The organism is Nocardia sp. NPDC055050, from assembly GCF_053608345.1.
The window spans coordinates 1-10,514 of the sequence record NZ_JBSGVG010000077.1 but is presented as its reverse complement, the minus strand read 5'-3'; the positions used below and the strand labels follow the sequence as shown (position 1 = coordinate 10,514).

Sequence of the window (10,514 nt, the reverse complement as noted above, 5' to 3'; positions counted from 1 at the left end):
GCTCTGAGCCGGGGCCTGACTTGTATGGTGCTGGGATCAGAACAGACCCGCGAGAGCGGTGTCGGTGCCCTTGAGGTCCGAGTTGCCGGTCTGGACCAGCGTGCCGGCACCTTCGAGGGTGGTGTTGAGCTGCTGCACGTGGGTGTTCCACTGCGCCTGCAGCTGAGTGAACGCATCGTTCGCGTCACCAGCCCAGTTGTTGGTGACGAAGTCGGTGACCTGCTTGTGGAAGTCCTCCAGCATGGTCATGATGCCGCGGGCATCCTGGACGATGCGCTGAGCACCGGCCTCGACCTCGCCGAAGTTAGCGGAAATCCGCGTGACGTCGTTGCCTGCCATCGATGGCTCCTTACTAAGTGTGGTGGGGTCGGATCAGAGAGCGGGGAGGTCGAGCGAGCTGACCTGGGCCTTCACCTGCGAGGCGAAGTCGTGGTCCTGCTCGTCGTAGGACTTACCGGCGTTACGCAGGTTTTCGCAGGTCTCGAGGAGCTTGTCGTTGAGCTTGTCGGCCTGGAAGTAGTAACGCTCCATGAAGGAGTCGAACGCTGCGCGGGCGCCACCACTCCACGTTGCGGTGGTCTGGTCCTCCAGCGTCTTCAGCGCCTGGATCGCGGTAAGCAGATCCTGGTGCTTGGACTCGGAGGTCTTCACGAAATTGTCAATTTCGGTTGCACTGGCACTGAGCTGACCCGCCATGGTGTCTTCCTTCCGATTTGCTGTGCTGGGAGTCGGGAGCAACTGCTCCGGTCGACCCGTTCATATGATTGGACGCGAGCCAGGGTGGATCGGTTCCCACATCTTCCGAGATTTTTTTCGGCCCCCGGGATGACGCCGATGTCCACCCTGCTGTACCTGCGGATTCATGGCTCCGCCGTCGCCCTGGCGACACGAGGCCTACATGTCCGCGAAGCTTCCCCCTCCTTCCCCTGCCACAGCCCGAGTCACAAGGCCAGCGGCACTTCGCGTATCACCATACCGATCGCGGCGCTGTCTGCACACCCCACTCCCGCCGCCGTTGTCGGACAGGAGCATGTGTGCAACGTCAGCTACTGGGCGTTGGCGAAGACGGCATACTGCGCGGCCGCACGCTGATGCGCGTCATTGATCTGGTGGCTGCTGACGAGCCCGACATACTGCCGGTAACGCACCGAGCAGGAGAACCGCTTGATGTCACTGGAGGTGACCTTGTTCTCGATGCAGTTGGTAGCGGGCACCGCGGTGGGCGAGTTCGCCGGGCCGAATCGCGGGCCCTCGAACATCCCGGCCTGGAACTTCTCCGCGGCAGAAGAGTCTCGTGCCCGGAAAACGGTTGCGTCCCATCCGATCCCGATGTGATCGACGCCGGTCTCCTCGTACAGACCCCGGTGTTCCTGCTCCGCACGTTGTACCTGCAGGAAACCCTGGAGGCCGTACGATGCCGACCGCGTATCTTCCGGCCCGCCCAGCTGTTCGCGGTTCAACGCACGTTCCAACACATGGGCAGGATCGTGTTCGAGCATCAGTATTTCCATCGGCGTGAGCGCCGGCAACTTGTCGAGCCGTGGCAATTGGGCATCCAGGACTCGGCCGGCCAGATCCTTCAATTGCGGCAGATCAGCTGACGGCAGACCCACCTGCAGGCTCACGACGTAACTGCCTCGCGCGATATTCGCGGCCATGCTCGGTATTCCGGGGCGCCAATGCGCGTGGGCGGCCGGGTACTTGTCGATTGTCAGCTTCTGATTCTGGTCGGCGGCTACCTGGAAGTCGAGGACCTCGATCGATTCGGCCGCGCGTCTTGCTGCATCGTCGTCCGGAAATTGCATTACACGCATTCCGAAATATGTCGGTTTGAGTGAACGTTGAGTATCTGCCAGGACGTCATCGCCGGGCGATAGGGTAAACGTGCCGAAATGTTCTTTATCGGTGCTCCCGGTACTGAATCCGTAAAGCAGCCGATGCTCTTTGAGTGATGGCTTCACCGTATCGCTGAACTCGCTCAACAAGGTTTCGGATGTAAACGAACCCCAGGCCCCGTACTTCAGGCTCGGATCAACATCGGTGCCGAGTACGAGATGGTCGGCCAGGCGCATAGCTGCTAGTTCCTGGCCGTACTTGTAGCCGTGCTTATACTGATAATAAGCGCTGACCGGGAGCGTCTGGTACTTTCCTACATCCAAGGTTCGGACATCGATTTCGCCTGCGATCGCCGTTCCGTCGACGTTCGATCCGCAGCCTGATGCCAAAATCGACGAAATAACAGCTGCGACCGCAACTTTAGCAATATGTTTGCGCATGGTCTGTCCTCGCTTCCGTCTGGCTATTATTTGGAGTTCGCCAATAGCGAGTACTGGGCCGAAATTCGCTGATGTGCATCGGTTAGTTGGTTTGCGGATATCTGGGCCGCATATCTGCCGAAGGTGATGGTGCAGTAGAACCGCGGGTTGACACCGCGGAATTTTTCACGATTTTCGTGACATTTGGCAGACGGCAGTCCTGGTGGGCTCGGTGCCACAATGAACATGCGGCCACGTTCGCCCCGTCGCTTCTCCAGCAGTTGTGCGGACTCTGCGTTCTTGGCCCGATATAATTCCCCGCCGTTGAAAGCGGCCACGTCAACGCCTGTTTCATCGAACAGTCGCTGGTCTTCAGTGATATTTAGCGAGACCTGCAATGCGCCATGCTTCTGATATGCAGTAGGGATCGTGGCACCGTCAGTTACAGAGTCGTTGGTAGCAGGGACTGTCATGGCAAGAATTCCGTCGATATCGCGGTCCAGTGTGCTCCATTTATCGCGCGGAGTCGGTGTGAATTTCGACAAACTGGGCTGGATAGCCGCGATGACCTTCTCTGCCTTGGACTGCATCCCGGGTAGGTCGTCGGTTCCGATCTGATCACTGAGATTGTCTCTGACGACGGTCAGCACCAAGAATTGACCTACTGAATGCCACACGTAGATTGCATCGTATCGCGGGGTCCACACGGCATGAGCTTCAGGAAATCGCGATAGCCGGGTGCCTTGGTAGTTTGCCCCGAGAATTTCCTGGTGCTTGGCGCCCAAGGATGGCACGGCATTTTTGGCTGACTCGGCATCAGTAAACAGAAGGGCATAGTTGTTCAGTGTCCAGGAGAGATTTCCATTGAAGTCAGATCGCCCCTCGCTGTAATAGCCGGATATGAACCCAGGTGCGAAGGTGTTGAAATCTTCGCGGCTCATGAGCAGATCCCGTGACAATGGGTAGTGCGATACATCTGTGAACGTACGACTCTGGTTGAATCGGTTTGTGAAATTCAGCGCTGGGTCGATCTCTGTAGGCAGGGGCATGGCCTCGGCAATGCGTCGCGCTTCGACCAGTGCTGCCTCGTCGTCGGTTTCAGCCATTCCCAAGGGGATCGGTTTGCTCGGGTAGTTTCCCATTTCGAGCTTACTCAGGTCGACCTGTACCTCTGGAGCGGCCACCGGGCCGGCCGGGCTTGCTTCGCCCCCGCAGCCTGTCGCCAACAGGCATGCGATAGAAACTGTCGCGCTTAATGCCGCTCTGTATGCTCGTTTTCTTGATGCATTTGGTGATGTCAATTCAGAACGCAAAGCGTCCCCCCGTTGGTAGTTTTTCGAATTTCTCTATCTGATCTTTGATTTGAGGACGGGGACCAGCTTGCTGATCATCAGTGCCTCGGATTCGGGCGACCAATTCCGCATGGCGGATACCGTGCTGGGATCATCGATAGGGACGACAATTGCGCGTGAGCTGGTTATTCCGTACGGGAGACCGAGAAGCCCACCGCCACCGGCCTTCTCGTCGCTACGGAGCACGATGACGTAGCTGTCGTCAGGTGCTTCGAGCGCACTCGAGCTGTCCGAGACCTCTTTGGGTGACGGAATCCCTTCGGTATTCGTGTACTTGAAGTTGTAGACGAAACCGAGTTTTTCCAAAAACTGTGTCTGCGGGCTGCCGGTAAAATAGATTCCGAATTTGTTCGGTTGCTGCGTGACATTGAGGAGCGTGACAGTCTTACCTGCGAACTGCGGATTGTCCTTGCGTTCCTGCTCGATCGGCGGCAGGGCAGAGGCCGATGTGCTGGTGGTGGTGCCGGGCGTTGGGTCGGATCCGCCCGCGGCCCAAATGCCGACTCCGGTGCCGATTCCGACGACGAGCGCGATTGCTGCGCCGATCACTACCGCGCGCTTGGTCTTGCTGGGAGCGGTCGGTGTGGATGCTGTGAGTCCGTGCAGCGATACCGCGGCCCGCGGATCGGTGTGCTCGCGGGGCGGCATCACCTGGATCGGGTAAGTCGGTGAAGTGTTGTGGCCGGTGGGGTTGAAGCCCGGGGTCAGCGCGTTCGATGCGGCATCGGTGAATTCGCGGCAGGTGGCGAAACGTTCGGCAGGGTTTTTGGCCATCGCGCGGGCGAAGACGTGGTCGATGGCGTGGGGGAGGCCGGGGCGGACTCGCGTTGCCTGGGGTGGGGGCTCGTGGAGGTGGCCCATCATGACCATGGCGGGTTGGGCTGCGGGATAAGGGTTTTGGCCGGTCAGGAGTTTGTAGAAGGCGCAGGCGAGGCTGTAGATGTCGGCGCGGTGGTCGAGGACGGCGCCGCTGAGTTGTTCCGGCGGGGCGTAGGCGATGGTGGCGAGGAAGCTGCCGGTCTGGGTGAGTTCGGTGGCGTCGTCGGTGGACTTCGCGACACCGAAGTCGGTGAGCAGGACGCGTTCCTCTTCGCCGTCGCTGCTCGACAGCAGGAAGTTGGCGGGCTTGACGTCGCGGTGCAGCAGGCCGCGGCGGTGGGCGTAGTCCAGGCCCTTGCCCACCTCGCTGGTGATGCGAAGGGCGCGCAGCGGGGTCATGGAGTGCGGGTCGCGGGCCAGTTCGGCAGCGGCGTCGGTGCCGTCCACGTACTGCATGGCGATCCACAGCTGGCCGTGCTCTTCACCGCGGTTGTAGACCGAGACGATGTTGTTGTGGTCGAGGCCGGCGGCGAGATTGGCCTCGCGCTCGAAGCGGGCACGGAACTCGGGGTCGCGGCTGAGTTCGGCGCTGAGCACCTTCAGGGCGTCCATCCGCGGCAGGCTGGGATGTTTGGCCAGGTAAACCGTGCCCATGCCGCCGGCACCGAGTACCCGCTGCACGCGGTACCCGCCGACGATGGTGCCGTGGCTCATCACCATCTTTTACGATCTCCTGACTCAATGCCGCACACTGCCGCTTTCCCGGCTGGAGCATATAGGACTCCGTAGGGGTCGGCCGGTGTGGGATTATCGGCTGTTGGCGAATAGTGCATATTGCGCGGCCGCACGTTGATGGGCATCCAAAAGCTGGTTGCCGCTGACTATTCCGACGTATTCGTTGTAGGCGAGGATGCAGCTGAAGCGTTTCGCCGCGCCGGTGCGTTTGTTCTCCACGCAGGCGGTGTCGGGGAGGTTGGGTGGGTTGGCGGCTTCGGTTTCTACCTGCCAGAGGAACATCTTCTCGGTGACCGCGCGGCGGGCGGTCTGCTCGTCGGGAGTGCGCACGGCGATCGAGCCCCAGGACAGGGCCACCTGCTGGGCGCTCATCTTGGTGAGCTGCTCGTCGATGTAGTGGCGATCGGTGGGGAGCTGGTCGCCCGCGTAGTGCAGGATGCCGTGTTTGCCGGTGACCACGTAGTAGCCCGAGCCCTCGGGGTTGGCCAGCTGGTCAGGGTTGAGGGTGCGCATCAGCAGGTGGTCGGGGTCCCACGGCAGCGTCATGACCTCTTCGTCGGTGAGCGGCGTGGTTTCGGCGAGTGCCTCGATCTGCTCGGTGAGGGCGTTCGCGGCGAGGGTGGTGAGCGCTTGCTGGTCGGGGGTCGGCACCGAGAGCAGGAAGGCGATCACGTACGGGCCGTGGGGGAGCACGGTGCGCAGGAAGGGTGAGTCGGGACGCCAATGCGACAGGGCCGCAGGGTGTCCGGGGATGGCAACGGGTTGGTTGCGGCCTTCCTTCATGGCGAAGTCGGTGTCGTAGAACTCTTTCGCGGCGGCGGTCGCGCGGTCCGCGTCGGGGAACTGCAGGACCATGGTGGTGGCGGTGAGCCTGTTGTCGGCCTTCTTCGTCGGCCAGTCACCGTAGGTTTCGACCCGCGAATCCTTGGCGGCGCCATTGGATTCGAAGCCGTAGAGCATCTTGTACTTCTTGGCGATCGCCGACATCGCCGGCTCGTCGCCGAGTGCGGAGGGCATCACGCCGGCGGAGACAGTGGTCGCGCGTTTGCCGTAGGTCATCTGGGCGTCGACGTCGCGGGAGTTGATCACATAGTCGGCGATCCGCATCGCCGCTACCTCGTACATCTCGTAGAACGGCGGGACCGGGTCGTCGTCGTGGGCGTTGACCGGCTCGGTCGGGTACGAGCCGACGTCGAGGCTGCGAACATCCATCTCGGCAGGCAGCGCCTGCCCGGACAGGGTGGAGCCGCACGCGGTCAGGACGGTGGCCAGCGCGGCGGCCAGCACGGCGGATCGGATTGTCATTTCGCGTTCACCAACAATGCGTACTGGGCCGAGATCCGCTGCTGGGCGTCGAGGAGCTGGTTCGACCAGACGTAGGCGGCGTAGCGGTCGTAGGACACCGCGCAATAGAAGCGGATCGCGATCCGTTGTTTCCTGCCGATGTATTCCTTGCACTGGGCGCTCGGCAGGTTCTTCGGTGCGGCGGAGGCGGTGAATTTACGGGTGACGCCGCCGAGCTCGTCGCGGACACCCTGGGCGCCGGCGATGTCGCGGGCGCGGTATACCTCGGCGCCGTCGTTGGCGTAGAGGTCGATGCCGTAGTCGTCGATCATCTTCGCGGCGCTCACCGGGTCGGAGAGGAAGTGGCGGGCGGTGCGGCCCGCGTAGACGCCGGGTGGGTTGATCCAGGAATCCTCGCGGGGGCGGGGCGCGGTGCGGCCGAGCATGCCGTCGCGATCGCGCTGCAGGGTCATCAGTTCGGTGCTGGGGGTGGGGGTGAATTTCGTGACGGCGGGGACGATGGTGTCGAGGCTCTTGCGGGTGAGGTCGAGCAGCGCTTGCTTGTCGACCTTCTCCAGCCAGATCTTCAGATAGTCGTAGAACCAGGTGTAGATCACCAGATGACCGGTGGCGAACCAGGACCCGATCGACTGCTGATCGGGCTGCCAGTGCGCGATCGCCGCGGGATAACCGGGAATCTCGATGCGCTGGTTGTTCGGGGCGTAGCCGAAATCGAGTTTCTCCAGCTCGGCCGCGGCGGTGGTGGCCTTCTGCGCATCGGGGAAGATCATCACCGCGTTCACCATGTCCAGGCCCATGTTGCTGGGCTTCGTCTCCGCCGAGCTCACGAATCCGCCGATGAAATCGGGGGCGACCTCGGCGAACCGGTCGACGGCCATGATCTTGCCGAGCGCGGCTTCGGCGTCGAGGAACACCGACGCGATCGACGGATTGGTGTGGATGAATCGTGGATCGATATCGGCGGGCGTCGGTACGAAGTCGCCGAGGCGTTCGGCCTCGATGAAGCGGCCCTGGTCCAGGTTCGCGACCGTCCCGACCTGGCGGGGCTGGGTCGGATAGTTGCCGACGTCGAGAGTGGCGAGGTCCACCGGGGCGTCGGTGGCGGCGATCTCGTCGGGACCACCGCAGGCCGTGACGACAGTGGTCAACAGTGCGGTCGCCAGGACACAGACGACTTTGGTGGCTCGCAACTCATTTCCTCCCCGAAACGATCGTCGGCGAGATCCTACGTCACCGCAATCGAGGAGTGGGGCCGAGCGAACTCACAAGCTGTTGGCCAGCAGGGCGTACTGGGCGGTGATTTTCTGGCGGACCTCGGGCTCACCGTCGGCGCTGACCATGGCCAGATAGCGCTTGTAGGCGACATAGCAGCGGTAGACGTAGTCGTCCTCTTTGTTGCCGTTGTCGTTGAGTTTCAGGCAGGTCGCGGTGGGGACATCGGCGGGGGCGGTGATCGGGTCGTAGTGGCCCGCCGAATCGATCAGGCCCTGCATGAGCGATTGCGCGGCGGACTGGTCGCGTACCCGCGTGACGGAGCCGCCCTCGACCACCGCGTGGGCTTCCACTCCTGTTGCGTCGACCAGGTTCTGGCGGGTGGTGAGGTTGGCTGCCTTGTTGACGAGATGCTCAGGAGCATAGGAGGCGAACGAGTACTGGCCGGGGCGCATGGCGGCGCGGTCGTCGACGACCGCACGGGCCAGGAGTCCGGCGGGGTCTACCGGGAGGTCGGAGATCTTCTCGGTGGGCGTGGGGTCGAACTTCGCGAGCTGGGCGAGTTCGGCGGCGAGATTCTTGTCGACCCAGGAAGTGAGGTCGGCCGCGTCGGCCCGGGGCCGCTGGATGAACAGCGAGATCACGAACTCTTCGTGGGCGAGGAAGGCGCCGATGGTGGGCACGCCGGGGCGCCAATGGAGGTAGGCGTCAGGGTATTCGGTGGAGGCGAGTTTGCGGTTGTCGGGGGAGACGGCCAGGTCGACGTCCTCGAGTTCCCGCGCGGCGAGAGTGGCGGCCGCCGCGGTGGGGAAGCGGAACAGCGCCGTGGTCAGCGCGGTCGCGTCGGGACCGGGACGGGTCTGGCCGTCGGGATCTGCCTTGTCGGCGCCGAGCGCGACATAGCCGGTGACGAACTTGCGGTTCTCCAGAACAGGTTTGGAGACGTTGGCGACGAAATCCAGCGCGCGTTCGATATCGGGGACGATCACGCCGCCGCGTCCGTGCGAGAGCGATGGATCGATCCGCACCGCGGGCACCACGGCGGCCGACATCCGCGCACCCTCGACGATCGCGCCTCTGTCGCCCGCGGTGTCGGTGTAGGCGTGCCGGTCGGTGGCGAAGGTCCCGGTCTCCAGGCCGCGCACATCGGGCTCAGCGGCGACGGGTGTGCCGCTGACGGCACACCCGGACAGGACGATCAGAGCCCCACCCCAGGCGAGCGCGATGCGAATTCTGGTCGAATCGATCATCAGGTTCCCCTCGATGTTCCTCCCGCAACACCTATGAAGTTACCGGACCTACCCCGCCCAGGGGGACCTGATCGGGGTGCTTGCCATAGTCTGGATGACATGGCGACCCCCCTGCTGTGCAGTTCCGGTGGAGGCCGATACCTGTGAGGGATCGGCAGGTCGAAGTGGTGCTCGGAAGTCACGCGGTCGCACGGGTCGCGGGCGCGGTGATCGTGGTCGCGCATCGCGGGCAGGGCAAGCTCACGCCCGGCGATACCGCGGCGATCGCGCTGGAATCGCTGGCGGAGTTGGTGCGTGACGCGCACGAGCAGGCGCCGTCGGGGCCGGGTTCGGTGGTGGCGCGCGAGGCGACGCGGTGGCTCATGAAGTACGCCGAGCAGATCTCGCCGGGCGTGCCGATCGATTTCGGGGTGCTCTCGGCCGCCGACAACGGTGGCGTGGCGATCTTCCTGCACGGTTCGGTGACTGCGGTGCTCGCCGACGACCACGGCCCGGAGTACTACCGCGGTAGTGACGCGGCGTTCACCGTCGACCGGGTCGCCTCCGAGCCCGCGAAGGCGGTCGCGCTGTTCGTCGACGACGCCAAGGGCCGCATCCCGGATCTGCCGCCGGAGCGCGGAATCGGTTGGCTGGTCGAGGGAATCGCGCAGGCAGGCGGGGCCGTGATGTGGTCCAACGATGTGCGCAGCCGGGTGCGCACCGCGGAACCGGTGGGCCGGACTCGCAGGCCGCCACCGCCTACCGCGCGTATCGATCGGGAACCGCGTGTGGCGCAACCGGATTCACGACCGTCCGAGCAGCCCGCGACGGGGATGCAGCCGGCGACCTCGATGCTGGACGCTGTCACCGGCGCGGCGCACGGCACAGTCGACACCCCCGTCGCCGACCCGCACAACGCCGAAACCCGGCTCTCCGGAACCAATCCCGCGCCCGAACCCGACCCCGACCTGCAGCGCAGGCTCGAAGCCACCGCCAAGTCGACGGTGCTGGCGGTGAAGGTGATGGGATTCAAGTGCGCGCGTGCGCATCCCAGTGATCCGCGCTCGGCGTTCTGCACGGTGTGCGGCATGCCGGTCGATCAGACCCAAGCGCTCGCCGAGGTGGTCCGCCCGCCGCTCGGCATGCTCGTGCTCGACGACGGCATGACCTATCTGATGGCCGCCGACGCGGTGATCGGGCGTGACCCGGAGAACTCCGACGCCGCCCAGCGCGGACTCATCCCGCTGCGCATCGACGACACCTCCGGCGGCATGTCGCGCGCGCATGCCGAAGTGCACCTGGTGAATTGGGACGTGCAGCTCATCGATCGCGGTTCCACCAACGGCACCCGCAGCCGGCACCCCGGCTACCGCGACTGGGTCCGCCTCACCCCGAATCAGCCGATGGTGCTCGTCCCCGGCACCGAGGTGATGATCGGCAACCGGGTGCTGCGCTACGAACCGGCCGCACCACCGCCCTTCGGCTGACAGCCCTCCACCGATCGCATTCCCGGCCCCGCACATCCCGACCTCGAGGAGGGATCCGCCGCGCAGCGGCGGGTTCGCGGCCGTCCCGTCGATCAGGCGCCGTTGCGTAGGCGACGAAGG

The 10,514-nt window shown here is 63.9% G+C and carries 9 protein-coding genes; 1 reads left to right on the top strand and 8 read right to left on the bottom strand.

Annotated elements, in window-relative coordinates:
- Window positions 1-36: 36 nt before the first annotated feature.
- The 8 genes from ACWGCN_RS35365 to ACWGCN_RS35330 form a co-directional block, all read right to left on the bottom strand.
- Window positions 37-339 carry a WXG100 family type VII secretion target gene (locus tag ACWGCN_RS35365; RefSeq protein WP_378661988.1) on the bottom strand — a complete coding sequence of 101 codons (303 nt, stop codon included), beginning with the start codon at window positions 337-339 and terminating at the stop codon, window positions 37-39.
- 33 nt (window positions 340-372) lie between these two features.
- On the bottom strand, window positions 373-696 hold the full coding sequence (locus tag ACWGCN_RS35360; protein ID WP_378661991.1) for a WXG100 family type VII secretion target: 324 nt from the start codon (window positions 694-696) through the stop codon (window positions 373-375).
- Between the two features lie 350 nt (window positions 697-1,046).
- Window positions 1,047-2,276 carry a DUF7373 family lipoprotein gene (locus ACWGCN_RS35355; protein ID WP_452458440.1) on the bottom strand — a complete coding sequence of 410 codons (1,230 nt, stop codon included), beginning with the start codon at window positions 2,274-2,276 and terminating at the stop codon, window positions 1,047-1,049.
- 26 nt (window positions 2,277-2,302) lie between these two features.
- The gene (locus ACWGCN_RS35350; protein WP_452458441.1) at window positions 2,303-3,361 is read right to left on the bottom strand and encodes a DUF7373 family lipoprotein; all 1,059 of its coding nucleotides are present in this window, start codon (window positions 3,359-3,361) and stop codon (window positions 2,303-2,305) included.
- Window positions 3,362-3,601: 240 nt separating this feature from the next.
- Entirely contained in the window at window positions 3,602-5,140 is a 1,539-nt protein-coding gene (locus ACWGCN_RS35345) for a serine/threonine protein kinase (RefSeq protein ID WP_378993593.1), read from the bottom strand.
- Between the two features lie 93 nt (window positions 5,141-5,233).
- Window positions 5,234-6,466 (bottom strand): DUF7373 family lipoprotein, encoded by a 1,233-nt coding sequence (locus ACWGCN_RS35340; RefSeq protein WP_452458442.1) that lies wholly within the window; start codon window positions 6,464-6,466, stop codon window positions 5,234-5,236.
- Entirely contained in the window at window positions 6,463-7,656 is a 1,194-nt protein-coding gene (locus tag ACWGCN_RS35335) for a DUF7373 family lipoprotein (protein ID WP_452458443.1), read from the bottom strand. The genes ACWGCN_RS35340 and ACWGCN_RS35335 overlap by 4 nt, the downstream gene beginning before the upstream one ends.
- A gap of 72 nt (window positions 7,657-7,728) precedes the next feature.
- Window positions 7,729-8,928 (bottom strand): DUF7373 family lipoprotein, encoded by a 1,200-nt coding sequence (locus ACWGCN_RS35330; RefSeq protein ID WP_452529183.1) that lies wholly within the window; start codon window positions 8,926-8,928, stop codon window positions 7,729-7,731.
- Between the two features lie 143 nt (window positions 8,929-9,071).
- On the opposite strand from ACWGCN_RS35330, the gene ACWGCN_RS35325 reads away from it, so the two are divergent.
- Window positions 9,072-10,394 carry an FHA domain-containing protein gene (locus tag ACWGCN_RS35325; protein WP_452460500.1) on the top strand — a complete coding sequence of 441 codons (1,323 nt, stop codon included), beginning with the start codon at window positions 9,072-9,074 and terminating at the stop codon, window positions 10,392-10,394.
- Window positions 10,395-10,514: the final 120 nt, after the last annotated feature.